This window comes from Stenotrophomonas sp. HMSC10F07 (assembly GCF_001807895.1).
Classification (GTDB): Bacteria; Pseudomonadota; Gammaproteobacteria; order Xanthomonadales; family Xanthomonadaceae; genus Stenotrophomonas; species Stenotrophomonas sepilia.
This window is the reverse complement of sequence record NZ_KV791322.1, coordinates 13,569-31,911: the sequence shown is the minus strand read 5'-3', so window position 1 is coordinate 31,911 and position 18,343 is coordinate 13,569. Positions and strand designations below refer to the sequence as shown.

Annotated in this window: 16 protein-coding genes; 12 read left to right on the top strand and 4 right to left on the bottom strand. The window is 68.0% G+C overall.

The window, feature by feature from the left end; all coding sequences use genetic code 11:
- Positions 1-201 precede the first annotated feature (201 nt).
- The 4 genes from HMPREF3114_RS01835 (at position 202) to ubiM (ending at position 3,628) form a co-directional block, all read left to right on the top strand.
- Positions 202-1,365, top strand: coding sequence for a COG3904 family protein (locus HMPREF3114_RS01835; protein WP_070488886.1), 1,164 nt, complete (start codon positions 202-204; stop codon positions 1,363-1,365).
- A gap of 58 nt (positions 1,366-1,423) precedes the next feature.
- On the top strand, positions 1,424-1,969 hold the full coding sequence (locus tag HMPREF3114_RS01830; RefSeq protein WP_005415810.1) for a DUF4019 domain-containing protein: 546 nt from the start codon (positions 1,424-1,426) through the stop codon (positions 1,967-1,969).
- Between the two features lie 11 nt (positions 1,970-1,980).
- Entirely contained in the window at positions 1,981-2,370 is a 390-nt protein-coding gene (locus tag HMPREF3114_RS01825) for an MAPEG family protein (RefSeq protein ID WP_053497038.1), read from the top strand.
- A gap of 79 nt (positions 2,371-2,449) precedes the next feature.
- Positions 2,450-3,628 (top strand): 5-demethoxyubiquinol-8 5-hydroxylase UbiM, encoded by a 1,179-nt coding sequence (gene ubiM, locus HMPREF3114_RS01820; protein WP_070488883.1) that lies wholly within the window; start codon positions 2,450-2,452, stop codon positions 3,626-3,628.
- 11 nt (positions 3,629-3,639) lie between these two features.
- On the opposite strand, the gene HMPREF3114_RS01815 is transcribed toward ubiM, so the two are convergent.
- Complete coding sequence (locus tag HMPREF3114_RS01815) at positions 3,640-3,861, bottom strand: RNA-binding S4 domain-containing protein (protein WP_014036469.1); 222 nt, start codon at positions 3,859-3,861, stop codon at positions 3,640-3,642.
- Between the two features lie 268 nt (positions 3,862-4,129).
- On the opposite strand from HMPREF3114_RS01815, the gene HMPREF3114_RS01810 reads away from it, so the two are divergent.
- From HMPREF3114_RS01810 to HMPREF3114_RS01785, 6 genes are all read left to right on the top strand, one after another.
- Positions 4,130-6,076 carry a DEAD/DEAH box helicase gene (locus HMPREF3114_RS01810; RefSeq protein ID WP_053497041.1) on the top strand — a complete coding sequence of 649 codons (1,947 nt, stop codon included), beginning with the start codon at positions 4,130-4,132 and terminating at the stop codon, positions 6,074-6,076.
- 218 nt (positions 6,077-6,294) lie between these two features.
- Entirely contained in the window at positions 6,295-8,718 is a 2,424-nt protein-coding gene (locus HMPREF3114_RS01805; protein WP_069138012.1) for a putative bifunctional diguanylate cyclase/phosphodiesterase, read from the top strand.
- A gap of 108 nt (positions 8,719-8,826) precedes the next feature.
- A complete protein-coding gene (locus HMPREF3114_RS01800; RefSeq protein ID WP_070488880.1) occupies positions 8,827-10,491 on the top strand; it encodes a sensor domain-containing diguanylate cyclase in 1,665 nt (554 codons plus the stop codon).
- A 34-nt stretch (positions 10,492-10,525) separates the two neighbouring features.
- On the top strand, positions 10,526-11,248 hold the full coding sequence (locus tag HMPREF3114_RS01795) for a pseudouridine synthase (protein WP_053497046.1): 723 nt from the start codon (positions 10,526-10,528) through the stop codon (positions 11,246-11,248).
- A 133-nt stretch (positions 11,249-11,381) separates the two neighbouring features.
- Positions 11,382-12,452 carry a sensor domain-containing diguanylate cyclase gene (locus HMPREF3114_RS01790; RefSeq protein ID WP_053497048.1) on the top strand — a complete coding sequence of 357 codons (1,071 nt, stop codon included), beginning with the start codon at positions 11,382-11,384 and terminating at the stop codon, positions 12,450-12,452.
- A gap of 116 nt (positions 12,453-12,568) precedes the next feature.
- A complete protein-coding gene (locus HMPREF3114_RS01785; RefSeq protein WP_070488878.1) occupies positions 12,569-13,729 on the top strand; it encodes an AAA family ATPase in 1,161 nt (386 codons plus the stop codon).
- 30 nt (positions 13,730-13,759) lie between these two features.
- Here HMPREF3114_RS01785 and HMPREF3114_RS01780 read toward each other — a convergent pair whose 3' ends face one another.
- On the bottom strand, positions 13,760-14,707 hold the full coding sequence (locus HMPREF3114_RS01780; protein WP_012479593.1) for a DMT family transporter: 948 nt from the start codon (positions 14,705-14,707) through the stop codon (positions 13,760-13,762).
- Between the two features lie 79 nt (positions 14,708-14,786).
- Between HMPREF3114_RS01780 and HMPREF3114_RS01775 the strand changes: the two genes are divergently transcribed.
- The gene (locus tag HMPREF3114_RS01775) at positions 14,787-15,401 is read left to right on the top strand and encodes a Pr6Pr family membrane protein (protein WP_070488875.1); all 615 of its coding nucleotides are present in this window, start codon (positions 14,787-14,789) and stop codon (positions 15,399-15,401) included.
- Here HMPREF3114_RS01775 and HMPREF3114_RS01770 read toward each other — a convergent pair.
- Together HMPREF3114_RS01770 and HMPREF3114_RS01765 are read right to left on the bottom strand one after the other, a co-directional pair.
- Positions 15,322-16,176 carry a DUF72 domain-containing protein gene (locus HMPREF3114_RS01770; RefSeq protein ID WP_070488891.1) on the bottom strand — a complete coding sequence of 285 codons (855 nt, stop codon included), beginning with the start codon at positions 16,174-16,176 and terminating at the stop codon, positions 15,322-15,324. The genes HMPREF3114_RS01775 and HMPREF3114_RS01770 overlap by 80 nt on opposite strands.
- A 20-nt stretch (positions 16,177-16,196) precedes the next feature.
- Complete coding sequence (locus tag HMPREF3114_RS01765; RefSeq protein WP_070488872.1) at positions 16,197-16,640, bottom strand: VOC family protein; 444 nt, start codon at positions 16,638-16,640, stop codon at positions 16,197-16,199.
- 110 nt (positions 16,641-16,750) lie between these two features.
- Here HMPREF3114_RS01765 and HMPREF3114_RS01760 point away from each other — a divergent pair, with 110 nt between their 5' ends.
- The gene (locus HMPREF3114_RS01760; RefSeq protein WP_070488868.1) at positions 16,751-18,310 is read left to right on the top strand and encodes a serine hydrolase; all 1,560 of its coding nucleotides are present in this window, start codon (positions 16,751-16,753) and stop codon (positions 18,308-18,310) included.
- Positions 18,311-18,343: the final 33 nt, after the last annotated feature.

Sequence of the window (18,343 nt, the reverse complement as noted above, 5' to 3'; positions counted from 1 at the left end):
TGCCGCGGACACTCCCGCAACCGGACCCACCCCGGCTTCGACAGGTTCCTGCGATCTGTCGGAAGGGCATCCCGCTCTGGTAGGTGTCGACCTTGGTCGACACGCTTTCCCAAGGGTCAGAAGGGGTTCATCACCACGCACTGAATGCGCGGCCTGGACGGGTAGACTGTGGCTCTTGCTCACGTGAAGACCGGTTGCCCGATGTCCGCCAAACTCCGCTGGTTGCCCCTGTTGTGCCTGGCCCTGGCGGGCTGCAGCCAGCTGGAGAATCCGGGCAATGTGACTGCCGCCGACAAGGCCGCGCGGGCGCCGTCCAGCGATGGCGAGAACATGGTGTCGATCAATGCGGCTGACGCACCGCCGCCGCCGGCACCGCCGCGCAGCCAGGCGGACCGGCCGTGGCCGCAGGCGCAGCTGGAGAATGGACGCGCCTGGATCAGTTGCAGCACCGAGTACGCCGGCGAAGCTGGCGACGGTGTCGAGCTGGAAGGCCTGCAGCGCGAGCAGATCACCCAGGCCTTGGCCCCGTGCGCCGAGCGTGGCCTGATGCGCGTGCGCTACGCCGGCAAGATCAATCCGGGCTTCGCCGAGATGATGTGGCGTCTGGCGGTGGTGGCCGACCAGCAGAAGATCCACAAGCGCATCCTTGACCTGGATTCCAGCGGCGGGCAGGTGGAGTCGGCGATCGTGGCCGGTGACAGCATCGGTGAATCGGGCTGGACCATCTGGGTGCGCGAAGGCTCGATCTGCCACAGCGCCTGCGTGTTCGTGCTGGCCGCCGGCGACAACCGCCTGCTGTCGGGCAAGGTCGGCATCCACCGCATGATGCGCATCAGCTCCAAGGCCACCTCGCGCGCCGAGCTCAACCGCGAGCTGCACGAGGTCTACGACAACGTGAAGGACTACCTGCAGCGCAACGGCGTGGCGGTCGGTGTGGCGGATCTGATGATGACTGTGCCCAACCGCAGCCTGCGCCTGCTGACCCCGGACGAACTGCGCCAGTACGGCCTGGATGGCACCAATGCGGTGCAGGACGATCTGGAACGGATCAAGCAGATGCGTGCCTGCGGCGACGATTTCGTGCAGCGCAAGGACGCCTTCCTGGTCGCCTTCGACCAGCAGTGCAAGCGCGAAGGCGCCGACATGGAGTCGATCAACAGTTGTGGCCAGGCGTTGAAGCAGCGCTTCGGCTTCCCGGACGCGGTCTGTCCCGACGAAAGCCCGCTGTCGGAGATCGATGTGGCGACGCTGCCACCAGCGCCGCCGGAGCCCCCGCCGGTGGCCGAACAGGCGCCAGTGAACGCCGCCGCGCCCGCCGCGCAGGCTGATGCGGCAGCGGTGGCGGGCGACGCCCCGGCACGCTGACAGCATAGTCACCGCGCTGGCGTAGACTGCGGTTCTCTCCAGAAAACCGGCGGTGTCCATGAAGCGCGTGCTCCTGCTGCTGTCCCTGCTGCCCCTGACTGCGTTGGCGCAGGCACCTGCGCCGGCCACGCCTGCACCGGCTCCGGCACGCCCGGCCCCGGCATCGCCGGCGGCCGCGAAGCCCGCCACTGCCGGTGCCCCGGCGTTGACCGCTGCGCAGCAGGCCCAGGTGCAGAAGCAGGACGCGGAAATGGGCGCGGCTGCGTTGAAGGCGGCGCAGCTGGTCGATGCCAACCGCGCCGGCGAATTGTGGGATGGCGCTTCGGCCGTCGCGCGCCGTGCGGTGCCGAAAGCCACCTTCGTCAGCCAGTTGGCCGCCGAGCGCACGCGCCTGGGTGCGCTGGCCGGGCGTGGCCAGCCGACCATCACCCGGGTCAAGTACAGCCCCGGCGCCGCAGTGCCGGAAGGGTTGTACATCAACGTCAGCTTCCCGACCCGTTTCGCCAACAGCGCACAGCCGGTGCGCGAGCTGGTCTCGTTCCGCTTCGACGAAGACCAGGTCTGGCGCCTGGCCGGTTACAGCCTGCGCGCGTCGGCACCCTGAGGAGATGAACGATGGCAACTGAGCTGACAATGCTGGCCTGGTCGGTGCTGCTGGGCTTCGTCTACATCTTCGCCACCTCCACCGTGGTCACCCGCGAGCGCGGGATGAAGTGGAATGCCTCGGCACGCGATGGCGATGCAAAGCCGCTCAGCGCGCTGGCCGGTCGCCTGCAGCGTGCGCAGGCCAACTTCCTGGAAACGTTCCCGTTCTTCGCCGCCGTCGCGATCGCAGTGGTCGTGGCCGGGCGCAGCAACGACACCACAGCGCTGGCTGCGCAGGCCTACTTCTGGGCGCGTGTGGTCTACCTGCCGCTGTATGCCGCAGGCGTGCCCTACGTGCGCAGCCTGGTCTGGCTCGTATCGCTGCTGTCGATCCTGGCGCTGGTGTTCGCACTGCTGTAACCGGGCCTGATCCAGATCAAGGCCAGTCATGCGCGCGGCGCTATGCTGGCCCGGACTGAATCAACGGCAGGAGGCGCGCATGCGCAGGATGGACGTGGTGGTGGTCGGCGCCGGACCGGCGGGCCTGTGCTTCGCGCGTGCGCTGGCCGGCAGTGGCCTGCAGGTCGGGCTGGTCGAAGTGCAGCCGCGCCAGGCTCTGGCCGAAGCCGCCTTCGATGGCCGCGAGATCGCGCTGACCCATGCCTCGCGGCAGAGCATGGAGCAACTGGGGCTGTGGCAGCGCCTGCCGCAGGCCGAAGTCGCCGAGCTGCGCGATGCCAGGGTGATGAACGGCGGCTCGCCGTTCGCGTTGACCTTCGCCAGCAGTCAGGCAGATGGCCAGCCGCTGGGCTGGCTGGTGCCCAACCACCTGATCCGCCGTGCTGCATGGGATGCCGTGCAGGGCCAGGATGGGCTGGAGCTGTTCGACGGGCGCAAGGTGCTGGGCGTGCAGGCCGATGCGCAGGGCCACGTGGTCAGACTCGATGACGGCAGTCAACTGCACGCGCGCCTGCTGGTCGCGGCTGACAGCCGCTTCTCCGCCACGCGCCGCATGCTTGGCATCGGTGCGCAGATGCGCGACTTCGGCAAGTCGATGCTGGTATGCCGCATGCAGGTCGAGCGCGACCATCACCATACGGCCTGGGAGTGGTTCGGCTACGGCCGCACCATGGCGCTGCTGCCGCTCAACGAGGGCCAGGCATCGGCGGTGATCACGCTGCCGCCGCGGCAGATCGAAGAACTGCTGGCGATGGACGAGGTGGCTTTCGGCGACGCCATCAGTGCCTGCTTCGAGCATCGCCTGGGCCGCATGCAGCCGGTGGCCACAGCGCAGGCGTATCCGCTGGTGGGGGTGTACGCGCACCGTTTCGTCGGCGAGCGTTCCGCGCTGATCGGCGATGCCGCGGTGGGCATGCACCCGGTCACCGCGCACGGCTTCAATCTGGGACTGGCCGGCGCACAGCGACTGGCACAGGGCATCGTCGCGCAGCAGCGGCGCGGTGCCGACATCGCCGCCGCCGGCATGCTGGCCAGCTACCAACGCAGTCATCGGTTTACGTCTCGGCCGCTGTACGAGGCCACCAACGCGATCGCCAGCCTGTACACCGACGATCGTCGCCCGGCACGCCTGCTGCGGGCCGCGGGCCTGCGCGTGGCGCAGGGCGTGGCACCGTTCAGGCAGCTGATTGCCTCGCACCTGACCCAGCGCGTAGCCTGAACATTCTCGGATCAGCCAGCGGCCAGCACGCGGATCTGGCTGTCGGCGAACTCGACCACCTGGCCTGCGCGGATCTTGCAGGCCTTGCGCAGTTCGACCTCACCGTCGACCCGCACCTGGCCCTCGCTGATGACCATCTTGGCCTCGCCGCCGCTGGTGACCAGGTCGGCCAGCTTCAGCAGCTGCTTGAGTTCGACGTAGTCGCCGTCGAGGTCGAATTCGAGAATCTGCATGGAGCGAGGGGTCCTGGAAAGAGGGCGCAGGCCAGCGGCCGGGCCGGGGAGCGGGCACGTATTGTGCGCCAGCACGGGGCACGACGGCACGCGCATGGAAAGCTGTACGCCTCGTTCAGGATCAATGCGGTATCATTCCGCTCTGAGCGAGTGAAATCTCCTCCGACCGAGCAGCGCCAGGGCACGCGATAAGAAGGGCGCCCAAAGCGCGGACCATCACCCTTTTTATCGCACTGCCAGGAAGACGGCAGTGCCTTCGGAGTTCCCCATGTCCCAAGATTCCCAAGCGCCGCTGCAGTTCGCGCAGCTCGGCCTGTCCGAGCCCGTGATGCAGGCGGTCACCGCCATCGGCTACGAAACCCCGTCGCCGATCCAGGCCGCTACCATCCCGGCGATGCTGGAAGGCCGCGACGTGCTGGGCCAGGCCCAGACCGGTACCGGCAAGACCGCTGCGTTCGCACTGCCGGTACTGTCCAACATCGACCTGCAGCAGATCAAGCCCCAGGCCCTGATCCTGGCGCCGACCCGCGAACTGGCCATCCAGGTTGCCGAGGCGTTCCAGTCCTATTCGTCGAAGATCCCGGGCTTCCGCGTGCTGCCGGTGTACGGCGGCCAGCCCTACGGCCAGCAGCTGTCGGCGCTGCGCCGTGGCGTGCATATCGTGGTCGGTACCCCCGGCCGCGTGATCGATCACCTGGACCGCAGCACCCTGGACCTGTCCGAGCTGAAGACCCTGGTGCTGGACGAAGCCGATGAAATGCTGCGCATGGGCTTCATCGACGATGTCGAAGCGGTGCTGAAGAAGCTGCCGGAGCAGCGCCAGGTGGCCCTGTTCTCGGCCACCATGCCGCCGCAGATCCGTCGCATCGCGCAGACCTACCTGCAGGACCCGGTGGAAGTGACCATCGCGGCCAAGACCACCACCTCGGCCAACATCCGCCAGCGCTACTGGTGGGTGAGCGGCATGCACAAGCTGGACGCGCTGACCCGCATCCTGGAAGTCGAGCCGTTCGACGCGATGATCATCTTCGCGCGCACCAAGGCCGGCACCGAAGAACTGGCCAGCAAGCTGCAGGCGCGTGGCCTGGCCGCTGCCGCCATCAACGGTGACATGCAGCAGGCCCAGCGCGAGCGCACCATTGCCATGCTGAAGGAAGGCAAGCTGGACATCCTGGTCGCCACCGACGTGGCCGCCCGCGGCCTGGACGTGGAGCGCATCAGCCACGTGCTGAACTACGACATCCCGTACGACACCGAGAGCTACGTGCACCGCATCGGCCGTACCGGCCGTGCCGGCCGCAGCGGCGAGGCGATCCTGTTCGCCACTCCGCGCGAGAAGGGCATGCTGCGCCAGATCGAGCGCGCCACCCGCCAGCCGATCGAAGAGATGCAGCTGCCGAGCGTGGAAGCGGTCAACGACACCCGCATCAACAAGTTCACCTCGCGCATCAGCGAAACGCTCGGCGCCGGCGGCCTGGACTTCTACCGCCAGCTGCTGGAGCGCTTCGAGAACGAGCAGAACGTGCCGGCCATCGAGATCGCCGCCGCGCTGGCCAGGATGCTGCAGGGCGATACCCCGTTCCTGCTGCAGCCGCCGGTGCGTGCCCCGCGTGAAGAGCGCGCGCCGCGCGAGCGCTTCGACCGTGGCGACCGCCCGGAGCGTGGCGATCGCTTCGACCGCAACGAGCGGGGGCCGCGCTTCGAGCGTGGCCCGCGTCGCGACGACGCCGAAGGTGGTTTCGAGCCGCGTCCGCGCCGCGAGGTTCCGCCGCGTGGTGCGCCGGAGCAGGGCATGGAGACCTACCGCATTTCGGTGGGCCACCAGCACGGCGTGAAGCCGGCCAACATCGTCGGCGCCATCGCCAACGAAGCCGGCCTGGAAAGCCGCTTCATCGGCCGCATCGACATCCACGACGACTTCTCGCTGCTGGACCTGCCGGCACAGATGCCGCCGGACGTGCTGTCGCACCTGCAGAAGGTGTGGGTGTCCGGCCAGCAGTTGCAGATGCGTCCGCTGGCGGCCGGTGAAGAGATCAATCCGGCCCCGCGTCCGTTCAAGCCGCGCTTCGACAAGCGTGGTCCGGGCGGCCCAGGTGGCCCGCGTCGTGGCGGCCCGGGTGGTCCGGGTGGCCATGGGGGCGACCGCGGCGGTGACCGCGACAGCCGCCCGCCACGTCGTGACGGCTTCAAGCCGCGCGGCCCGCGCAGCTTCTAAGCCGCACCCGCAGCCGTCAAGATCAACGCCAGCCCCCGGGCTGGCGCACAGGAAAAGGGGACGGAGGGGATTAAGTCGTATTTGGCAGGCCATGCGCTTATGCCGAAAACGACTTAATCCCCTCCGTCCCCTTTTTCGCATGGTCAACACATTGCCGGTCATAGGCTGGCCCGGTTCCAAAGGAGGTTGTCACCGCAGCACATTCGGGGGGATCCGGGATGGGTAGGAGTGGCACGGACCAACAGAGCCGGCGGGTGCCGATGACCCGGGGGCTGGGACTGCGTTTTGCGTTGTTGACCGGCATGGCGATCGGACTGGTCGCACTGTCGGCGTTGATCCAGGAACTGCAGGCGGCCTCCACCGCCTGGATCGCCGGCCAGGGATACTGGTCGCGCGGTCAGCAGGATGCGACCGCCGCGCTCAGTCGCTACCTGGCGCGCGGTGATGCCCAGGACCTGGACGATGCACGCCAGGCCCTGCAGGTGCCGTTGGGCGATCTGCAGGCGCGGTTGGCGCTGGAACAGGCGGAGCCTGACGAAGAGAAGGCCCGGCAGGGCTTCCTGCAGGGGGGCAACGCGCACGCCGACATTCCGCGCCTGGTGTTTTCGTTCCGCTACGCGCGGGATATCGGTGCTTTCCGCGAAGCGACCGCGTTATGGCGGCAGACCGACGGGGACCTGATGGCGCTGCAGCGCCTGGTCGATGAGTTGCAGCGGCGGCACGAGGGTGGCCCCGTACTGGCAGCCACGCGTGACCACTACCTGCAGCAGCTGCGCGACCTGGACCAGCGGATGAAGGTGCAGAGCCAGGCGTTCTCGCAGGCGCTGCTGCGGATGGCGACGCTGGTGAGGCTGGCCACGTTGATGGTCGCGGGCCTGTCGGTGCTGGCGATCAGCCTGATGGCGGTGGCCCTGGCGCGCCGCGTCGGCAAGGACCTGACCGAACACGAGAGCCGCTTCCGCGCAGCGTTCTACCAGGCCAACGTCGGCATGCTCAAGCTCGATACCGAAGGCAAGGTGATCGAGGCCAACCAGGCGATGGCCGACATCCTCGACCATCGTCGTGACATGCTGCTGCAGCTGTCGCTGGCTGACCTGCTGATGGACGGCGAGCTGGTCATTGATGGGGTGGGGCGCATCGATTGGGACCGCCAGCTGCGGCCGAGCGAACTGCGCTTCCGCCGTCGTGATGGCAGCCTGGTCTGGGGCCGCTGGAGCGGCACCGGTGTGCGCAGCGCCGGCGGTGGCCTGTCGGTGTTCGCGATCATCGAAGACGTCAGCCAGAACCATGCACTGGCGCGCGAGATCGAGCACCACGCCAGCCATGACCCGCTGACCGGCCTGATCAACCGGCGCGAGATCGAACGCCTGCTCGAACGCGCGCTGCTGCAGGTGCGCAGCGAAGGTGGTACGCACGCGCTGTGCTACATCAACCTGGACCATTTCAAGCTGGTCAATGACAGCTTCGGCCATGCCGCCGGCGACCAGATGCTGCGCAGCTTCGCCGATTACCTGGTGGCGGCGGTGCGCGATGGTGACTGGGTGGGCCGGCTGGGTGCGGACGAGTTCGCGGTGTTCCTCGCCCATGCCGGGCAGGACGAGGCCAAGCGCGTGCTGCAGCGGGTGATCCGCAATCTGGGGCAGGCGACGTTCCCGGTGAGCGAGGGCAGCCCGCAGTTGAGCTGCAGCATCGGCGTGGTCGAGGTCAGCGCCGATGCACCGGATGTGAACTGGTTGATGAGCGCCGCCGACAGTGCCTGCTATGCGGCCAAGCAGGCCGGGCGCAACCGCGTGCACTGCTTCAACGAGAACCGCATGGCGTTGGAGGAACGGCGCCGGGAAGCCGAGCGGCTGCAGGGCGTCAGCCTGGCCATGGCCGAGAACCGCATGGTGCTGTATGCGCAGCGCATCGCCCGCGTCGGCGATCCCACCTACCTGCACTACGAGGTGCTGGTACGCATGCGCGGCAGCGATGGCAGCCTGCACCTGCCGGGCCAGTTCATGCCGGCGGTGGAGCGCTATGGCATGGCCGTGGCGCTGGACCGGCACGTGCTCGGCCTGCTGTTCCGGCACCTGCAGGTGTGCCCGGCGCATGTGCGGCAGCTGGGACTGTGCAACGTCAACGTGTCGGCGCAGTCGATCGCCGAACCCGGCTTCCTCGCCTTCGTCTGCGACCTGCTGGAGCGCAATCGCGCGCTGGCCTCCAAGCTGTGCTTCGAGATCACCGAGACCGCAGCGATCAGCAACCTCAGCCAGGCGCGCGCCTTCATCGATGCGGTGAAGGCGCGCGGCTGCCGGATGGCGCTGGACGATTTCGGCTCCGGGCTGTCCTCGTTCGGCTACCTGCGCCAGCTGCCGGCCGACATCCTGAAGATCGACGGGGCCTTCGTACGCGACATGGATACCGATCCGGTCAGCCACGCCACCGTGCGCGCGATCAGTGAACTGGGGCGCGAGCTGCAGATGGAGGTGGTGGCCGAATGGGTAGAGACCGCCGAAGTCGCCGCCGCGCTGACCCGGCTTGGGGTGCAGGGCCTGCAGGGCTATGCGGTCGAGCGACCGCAGCCACTGGAACGGATGACCCTGGCCGACCTGCGGCCGGTGCGCCTGGTGGCGGTGCAGGGCCCGCCTGCCGCAGGTTGAACGCCGTCGGCGACTTTGGTCTACACATGCGTTGCAGCCGCGGCTGCGATAATGCCTGCCAGGGGCGACGCGCAGTGGGCGCGGGCGTATGCAGGAACAGGACGTGGCGTGGGCGGCAGGCAGTGGCAGTACGGAACAGGGGCGGTGCTGGTCGTGCTGCTGGTGTGGTTGGCGACACCGTGGCCACTGTGGGCCGCTGCCGTCGAAGCCGGCCGCGATTACCTGCTGGTCGGCGCAGCCACCGATGAACCCACTCCACATCGCGCATGCACGCCGGACATGCTGGCCGGTCACCGGCAGCAGGTGCAGGTGCCTGCGCCGCCGGGCGGCTGGTCGGGGCAACCGCAGGCCCTGGACGTGTTCAATGTGTTCGCTGGCGAAGTCCGCGTGCAGTATGGCGATCGCGAGATCTGCGGCAACATGCACGATGCCCGTACCCGAGACTCACGCTTCCGCGCAGGCATCGGGCTGGTGGCGGTGCCGCCAGCGGGCAGTCACGATCCATTCCTGGTGTCGTGGCAGACGCCGTTGAAGGCGCGTTGGGTACCCACCCTTCGGCTGGGCGCGCCCAGTCCCGTGCAGCAGAACGATACCGCCCGCCTGCTGGTGCGCGCGGCCTGCATCGCCGTGGCGATCGCACTGGCGTTGTCGGCACTGATGGCCTTCCTCACCACCCGCGACCGCAGTTTCCTGGTCTACATCGCCGGTACCACCGTGCTGGTGCTTTGGCAGGCCATCCTCGGTGGCCTCAGCGGCTATCCGGAACCCTGGTTGCCGGTGGGCGAGCGCGGTGCCTGGTGGCTGCTGGTGTTGACTGCGGTCACGCAGGCCTTGGTGCTGCCGGCGCTGTGGCGGCTGAATGGCGGTGATCGCTTGTTGCCGCGTTCGCGTCCGTTCCAGCTGGTGGCGCTTTGGGGATTGCTGGTGTTGGCTGCACTGGTGCCCTGGCTGCCATGGGACAGCCTGGCCTGGGTGGCGCAGGGCCTGCAGGTGTCCTATCTGCTGGGCTGTGGCCTGGCGTTGATGGCCGGGGTGTGGGCACGGCTGCGCGGTGACCGCTGGGCGCAGGCGGGGCTGGCGGCGCTGGCGCCGATGCTGGTGTTGATCCTGGCCGACGCCTGCCGCGCGGCGTGGTTGCTGGAATACCGCGTGGAGGCCCTGCAGCTGGCGGTGACCTGGCTGCTGATGATGGCCGCCTACGCACTGAACCAGCGGCTGGGCCGCCTGCGCCAGCAGCGCGATGAACTGCGCCAGCTGGCCGAGACCGATGGCCTGACCGGCCTGCCCAACCGCCGTGCCGGCCTGCAGCAGTTGGCCCGCCACCTGGAGCGGGTTGACCGCGAGCGTGGCCCGCTGGTGATCGGCTTCCTCGATATCGACCTGTTCAAGGACATCAATGACCGCCATGGCCACGCCGTGGGTGACCTGGTGCTGGTGGCGGTGGCGCGTGCATTGCGTGCCGCGGTACGCAGCCAGGACCAGGTAGTGCGGATGGGCGGCGAAGAGTTCCTGCTGCTGATGCCGGGCATGCCCCGCGAGGCGGCGTCGGCGCGCCTGGATCGCCTGCGCCAACGCATCACGGAGGCGGCCCGGGCGCTGCAGGTGCCCGGCCTGGAGGTCACCGCCAGCATCGGCCTGGCGCAGTGGCGGCCGGGCGAGGACGATCTCGCCGCGCTGCTGCGCCGGGCCGACCATGCCATGTACGTGGCCAAGCGTGCCGGCCGCAACCGGGTGTTCGACGGCGAAGAACTCGATCCACCCGGCCTGGCATGAAGCGCGGCGGGCGGTGATGCCGGATAATAGGGCGATGACCACCCGACTCAACAAACACATCGCCGACACCGGCTTCTGCTCCCGCCGCGAGGCCGATCGCCTGATCGCCGCCCGCCGGGTCACCGTCAACGGCCATCCGGCCGGCACCGGCGCGGTGGTGGGCGAGGAAGACCAGGTGCTGGTGGACGGCCAGCCGCTGCGCGCGCGCGTGGCCCGCAAGCCCGGCGCCCGCCGCCACGTCTACATCGCGCTGAACAAGCCGGTCGGCGTCACCTGCACGACCGAGACGTCGGTCAAGGGCAACATCGTCGACTTCGTCGGGCATGAACAGCGCATCTTCCCGATCGGCCGCCTCGACAAGGAGTCCGAAGGCCTGATCCTGATGACCAGCAACGGCGACATCGTCAATCAGATCCTGCGGGCCGAGAACGGCCACCAGAAGGAATACCTGGTGGCGGTGAACAAGCCGGTCACCGATGAGTTCCTGCGCGGCATGGCGCGTGGTGTTCGCATCCACGACCAGATGACGCTGCCATGCAAGACTTCGCGCATCGCCAAGTTCGGTTTCCGCATCACCCTGCAGCAGGGCCTGAACCGGCAGATCCGCCTGATGGCCGCCGAGTTCGGCTATCGCGTGACCCAGCTGCGCCGCGTGCGCATCGACAACATCAAGATGGGTGCGCTGAAGCCGGGCCAGTGGCGCAACCTGACCGAGCAGGAGCTGCAGGGCCTGCTGCCGAAGCAGCTGGACTGGTAGTGCCGGCCGCTGGCCGGCTGCAATGGGCGCGCGATGTATCCGGGATGCCGGCCAACGGCCGGCACCACCGCCATGCGGATTGCTCACCGGCATCCGCTAGACTTCGCGGTGACCTGCCGGAACGTGACGTTGCATGATCAAGCCCGACAAGCCCGCCAACGAAGCCCTTCGGCTCGAGGCGCTGTATCGCTACCGCATCCTCGATTCGGAGCGTGAAAAATCCTTCGACGACCTGGTGGTGATCGCCAAGGCGGTCTGCGGCACCTCGATGGCGGCGGTGACCCTGATCGATGTCGAACGGCAATGGTTCAAGTCGATCCAGGGCATCGATGCGGCGGAAAACCTGCGCAGCGAATCGATGTGTGGCCACGCCATCCTGCAGCCGCAGCAGATCATGGTGGTCGAGGATGCGCTGCAGGATGTGCGCTTCCACGACAATCCGGTGGTGGTCGGCGATCCGCACATCCGCTTCTATGCCGGCGCGCCGCTGATCAGCTCCGACGGCTTGCCGCTGGGTACGCTGTGCGTGTTCGACGCACAGCCGCAGCACCTGGCCAGCGACAAGGCCGAGGCGCTGGCCGCACTGTCGCGGCAGGTGATGCTGGTGATGGAATTGCGCCGTTTCGCGCTCGACATCCAGAACCACATGCTGGAACGCGATGATTACGAGCGCCTGCTGTCGGAGTACCACGACGTGCTGCTGGCGCAGAACGCCGACCTGGCCGAGCAGAGCCGCACCGATGCGCTGACCGGCCTGCCGAACCGCCGCGCGATGGCAGCGGCGCTGGACGAGGCGGTGGCGGTAACCGGGGATCAGCCCGCTGAGGCCTGCGTCGCGCTGCTGGACATCGATCACTTCAAGCACATCAACGACTTCCAGGGCCACGCTACCGGCGACCGCGTGCTGGCCGAACTGGGCGCACTGCTGCGTTCGCACTTCGCCGGCCGTGGCATGGCGGCGCGCTACGGCGGCGAGGAGTTCGTGGCAGTGATGCCCGCAACCGACCTGCGCACCGCCGAACTTCAGTGCGAGTTCCTGCGCCTGGCCGTGGCCGACCTGCCACTGGGCTTCCCGGTCACGATCAGTATCGGCATCGCCCAGCACCAGCCCGGTGAAAGCGTGGACGACACGCTGGCACGTGCCGACAAGGCGCTGTACCGGGCCAAGGGCAATGGCCGCAACCGGGTGGAAGTGGCGGGCTGAAGTGCCCCGCTCGTAGATCCATGCCATGCGTGGATGCTCTTCCCGATTCACATCGCGTCGCAGCGCCTGCGATCAAGAGCGGGCAGCATGACGCTTTGTCTTCCCGGACGCCGACCATGTTGCAGACCCTGGCCATCGCCCACTATCGCTCGTTGCATGGGCTGGTACTGCCGCTGCAGCGGTTGAATGTGGTGACCGGCGACAACGGCAGTGGCAAGTCCAGCCTGTATCGCGCGCTGCGCCTGCTGGCGGAGACCGCACAGGGTGGAGTCGCGGCGGTGCTGGCCCGCGAAGGTGGACTTGGTTCGGCGCTGTGGGCAGGTCCCGAATCCATCGATCGCAGGGTTGCGGCCGGCGAGATTCCGCTGCAGGGCGGGCTCCGGCAGGCGTCGGTGGGGCTGAAGCTGGGTTTCACTACCGAAGAATTGGGCTATGCCATCGACCTGGGCTATCCGCCGCCCAGCCGTTCGGCGTTTGCGCTGGATCCGCAGATCAAGGCCGAGGCGATCTGGGCCGGGCCGTTCCTGCGCAGCGCCAACCTGCTGGTCGATCGTCGCGGGGCGATGGTGCGGCAGCGTCATGCGCGCGGTTGGGATCTGGTGGATGACCGGTTGTCGCTGTTCGACAGCCTGTTCACCCAGGTCGGCGATCCGCAGCGCATGCCCGAAACGATCACCCTGCGTGAGTACATCCGTTGCTGGCGCTTCTACGACCATTTTCGCAGCGATGGCGATGCCCCGGCGCGGCAACCGGCGATGGCCACGCGCACGCCGGTGCTGCATCACGATGGCCGGGACCTGGCGGCGGCCTGGGTGACCATCCTCGAGGTCGGTGACCCGGTTGCGTTGGCACGCAGCGTCGACGACGCGTTCCCGGGCGCCACGGTCGGTTTCGAGGAGCTGGATGGACGCCTGGCGCTGCGCTTCCACCAACCCGGGTTGCTGCGGCCATTGTCGATGGCCGAGCTTTCCGACGGCACGCTGCGCTTCCTGCTGCTGGCCGCAGCGCTGCACACGCCACGCCCACCGCCGCTGATGGTGCTCAACGAACCGGAGACCAGCCTGCACCCGGACCTGCTGCCGGCGCTGGCGCGGCTCATCATCGCAGCCAGTGCGCGCAGCCAGGTATGGGTGGTGTCGCACGCCAGCCGGCTGATCGCGGCGTTGGAACAGGCGCCAGGGTGCCATTCGCTGCATCTGTACAAGGAACAGGGCCGCACGCTGTTGAGCGGGCAGGGCCTGCTGGATGCGCCGGCCTGGCATTGGCCGCAGCGGTGATGCGGCCATCCACGCCATGCATGGATGCACTCAATCGGCGATGTTGCGTGCTTCGGCGGTACCGAGGATTTCCGGATGCTGTACCGGCTTGCGGCGGTTCAGCAGCGGATGCAGGAACACCGCGCCGACGATGATCGCCACGCCCAGGTAGAACCACGGGGTGACTTCGTGTTGCTCGCGCAGCAGCACCACGGCCAGTACCACCGCATAGACCGGCTCCAGGTTGGTCACCAGCTGCACCGTGTAGGCGCTCAGGTGGCGCAGCGCGACCAGGGCCAGGGCGAACGGCAGCAGCGTGCAGAACCCGGCCAGCACCAGCAGCAGGATGCCGTCGTGCAGATTCGGGACCACCCACAGCGGGCTGGCCAGCGCCGGCAGCAGATAGGGCATCAGCGGCGCCAGCAGGGTCAGGGTGAGGGTGCCGGCACCCAGCTCCAGCGCGGTGACCGTGAGCGGATCGGCATGGCTGACCATGCGCTTGTTGAGCGAACCGAACACCGCCACCAGCAGCGCCGAGATCGCGCCGATCAACACACCCAGGCGCATGCCATCGGGCACGCCACCGACCACCAGCGCAACACCCGGCAGCACCGCCAGGCCGAACGCCAGCTCACGCAGCTGGAACGGCCGCTTGGCCACCCACGGCTCGATGATCGAGGTGAACACCGGCGCCAGTGCGATGCAGGTGGCAGCCACCGAGGCATTGGCCAGCTTCACCGCGCCGTAGAACGTCAGCCAGTGCAGGGCGACCAGCGCGCCGATGCCGGCGTAGCCTGCCACCAGCCGCAGGGGCAGGGTGCGCAACCCGCGCCAGACCCGCGGCAGCAGCGCCAGCATCGCCGTCACCAGCAGCATGCGCCACCACACCAGCGGCAATGCGGGCAGGGTGATCAGCTTGCCGAGGATGGCGGTGACGCCCCACAGCAGGACACAGAAATGGATCTGCCACAGCGCTTTGCGGGTGTCGGGTGTGCTCATCGGCCTATTGTGAGGCAATCGTACGGTCGCCGGCGACGCCTGTGGCATGCTCGCGGAAACTCCTCAGGGGAACCCTGCAATGGCTGCCAACCGCTCCGCCCTGCGTGCATGGGCAGCACTGACTGCACTGGTGGCCGCCACCGCGTTGCTGCTGCAATACCTGTTGCTGCTACGCGGCCCCGGGGCGGCTGCCGGGGTCGGCATGGCGACACTGCGCTTCGTTGGTTACTTCACGATTCTCAGCAACCTGGCGGTGTGCCTGGGATGCGTCAGGCTGATCCGTGCGGGTGTGCTGGACACGACTGTCGCCGCGGTGATCGCGTTGTGCATCGGGGTGACCGCGTGCATCTACATGCTGGCGTTGCAGGGGCTGTGGCAGCCCACCGGGCTGCAATGGTGGGTCGATGCCGGCCTGCACTACGCTGTGCCGGCGCTGTACCTGCTGGGGTGGTGGTGGCTGCTGCCGCATGGGGCGCTGCGCTGGCGCGCGCTGGGCGGCGTGCTGCTGGTACCGCTGGTCTACCTTGGCTGGGCGATGCTGGTCGCTGCAATGACCGGACAGGCGCCGTATCCATTCCTCGAACTGCAACGCCTGGGGCTGGCGGCCTTCCTGCTCAACGTGCTGCGCGTTGCGGGCGTGTTCGTGGTGGGGTGGACCCTGCTGTGGGGGCTGGACCGCTGGCGCCGTCGATGAGGCGCTGCAGGGCCATCGCTGCGGCCGGGTTGCGGGCCTTGCCGGCACCGATGCACAGCAGGTAGACCTCGCGCGGGGTTTCCGGGGCGGACCCGGCCAGGCAGGGCAGGTCGTCCACCGGCTCGCCGCGTGACCAGCGTCGCGCGCGTTCAGCCCAGCGCTGCTGCACGGGTGCAGGCAGGCCCTCGTTCAAGCGGGCCTGGCTGCGCTTGATCCGCGCGTAGACCAAGCCCGCACTGACATCGCCATGCAATGGCGCCTCGTCGCTGTCCTCGATCACCAGCGCCACGCCGTGGCGGCGCGCGGCGGCGACCAGTGCCGGTCCATGTGCTTCGGCGTTGCGCACTTCCAGAGCGTGCTGCAACGGCACGCCCTCGAGCTGCTTCGGCAGCTGCGCCATCAGCGCTTCCAATGCATCGGCGTCGGCCGGATGGTGCGGATCGAACTGCCACAGCAGCGGGCCGAGCCGGTCACCGAGCGCAAGTGCCGCCTGCAGGAATGGCGTGGCCGCTTCCACGGTGCTGGCCAGGTCGCGGCGCTGCACCAGGTAGCGTGGCGCCTTCATCGAGAAACGGAAGCCTTCCGGCGTCTGCGCGGCCCACTGCGCGCACTGGGCCGCAGTCGGTGTGCGGTAGAAGGTGCCGTTGATCTCGATGCAGCGCAGGGCGCGGCTGGCATGGGCCAGTTCCTCGCGCTGCGGCAGTCCCACCGGATAGAACATGCCGCCGCGCCACTCGGGAAACACCCAGCCGCCAATACCGCAGCGGATCGCCATCTGGCCGGCGGCGGCAGCGTTCACTGGCTGTGGTCCTCGCGCCAGGGGTCGTAGCTGCCGAACCACCACAGGTAGCCTTCAGGATCGGCACAGGCATAGCCGCGGCCGCCGTAGTCCTGGTCGGCAATGTCGATGACGATGCGTGCCCCAGCCGCCTTGGCCCGCGCATAGTGCGCATCGACATCGGTGACGATCACGCAGGCGCTCTGGGTCTGGCGGCCGCCGACTTCTCCGGGCAGGACCGCGTGTTCACTCCACGCGCTCTGGTTGTTGGCCGAGCCGAGCATGATCATGCCGTTGCCGAAGGTGAGCTGGGCATGGAAAACCGTATCGCCATCGGCATACACGGCCTGGGCATGGAAGCCGAAGGCCCGCTGCAGCCAGTCGATGGCGGCCAGCGCGTCGCGGTAGCGCAGGCACGGAATGATGGTGGAGCCGTTGCTTGGTTGGCCATTCGCGCCCATGACACCCCTCCTATGGCACGGGGCAGGGTGCATCGGCGACCGTTACCATCCTGCGAAACCCCGGTGACGGCCTGCACATGGCCGCTACCCCTGTTCGGAGATGGTGCTGGATGAAAACCTGGATCGGAGGAGCCGTGCTGCTGGCGTGCACGACCATGGCCAATGCGGCGACCCCGCAGCAGCTGCAGGACCTGGATGCGACCGTCGAGCGCGTGCGCACGCAGTTCGACGTGCCCGGCATCGCCGTGGCCGTAGTCAAGGATGGCCAGGTGGTGCTCGAACGTGGCTGGGGCGTGCGCGAGCAGGGCAAGCCGGAACCGGTGCAGGCCGACACCCTGTTTGCCATCGCTTCCAATACCAAGGCGTTCACCGCCACCTCGCTGAACCTGCTGGCCGAGGACGGCAAGCTGAAGATGGATGACAAGGTGATCGATCACCTGCCGTCGTTCCGCATGTCCGATCCGTTCGTGACCGGGCAGATGACGATCCGCGACCTGCTGTCGCATCGCAGCGGGCTGAGCCTGGGCGCCGGTGACCTGCTGTTCTGGCCGGCCACCTCCTACAGCAACGCCGAAGTGGTGGAGCGACTGGGCAGGGTGCCGCTGAAGGGCGGCTTCCGCGAGAGCTATGCCTACGACAACATCCTGTACGCGGTCGCCCAACAGGTGATCGAGCGCGTGTCCGGCATGAGCTACCAGCAGTTCCTGCAGACGCGCATCTTCGACAAGGTGGGGATGGCCGGCACGCGCTACAACGCCGACCACCTGAAGCCAGGTGACAAGGCGGCGGTCGGCCACGCCAAGTACGATTTCAAGGACCTGCGCACCGTTGCACCGCTGACCTGGTCGAACAATGCCGGCGCCGGTGGCATCTATTCCAGCGCGCACGACATGGCGCGCTGGATGCAGGTGCAGCTGGCCGGAGGCAAGCTCGCCGATGGCACGGTGCTGTTCAGTGAAAAGAGCCAGCAGCAGATGTGGCGGATGATCACCCCGCAGTCGATCCCGGCGCCGAGCGTGCCGGAGCTGGCACCGGCGCGGGCCAACTTCGCCGGCTATGGCGAAGGCTGGAGCCTGAGCGACTATCGCGGGCAGAAGCTGGTCTGGCACACCGGTGGCTGGCCGGGCATGGTCTCGCGGTTGACCCTGGTGCCCGGCGAGAAGCTGGGCGTGGTGGTGCTGACCAACCAGGAAGTGGGCGCGGCGTTCAATGCGATCACCCTGAGCGTGCTTGACGCTTACCTGAGCGGAGAAAAGCACGATTGGGTGGACGCCTATGCCAAGGCCGTGGCCAAGGGCCAGGACAAGGCCGACGAGGCCTGGGCCAAGCACCAGAGCGCACGCGACAAGGGCAGCAGGCCATCGCTGGCGCTGGCCGGCTACGCCGGCAGCTTCCGTGACCGCTGGTATGGCGACATGCAGATCAGCGTCGAAGGCAAGGGCCTGCGCCTGCGCTTTGCGAAGACCGCGCAGCTGAGCGGGCGCCTGGAGCACTGGCAGCACGACACCTTCATCGTGCGTTGGGACGACCGTTCGCTCAACGCCGATGCGTTCGTGAACTTCAGCCTGGACCCGGATGGCAAGGTGCGCGAGGTGCGCATGCAGCCGATTTCCGACCTGACCGATTTCAGTTTCGATTTCCAGGACCTGCTGTTCACCCCGGCAACGTAACCCGATGCGGCCCACATGATCGGTAGCGCCGGG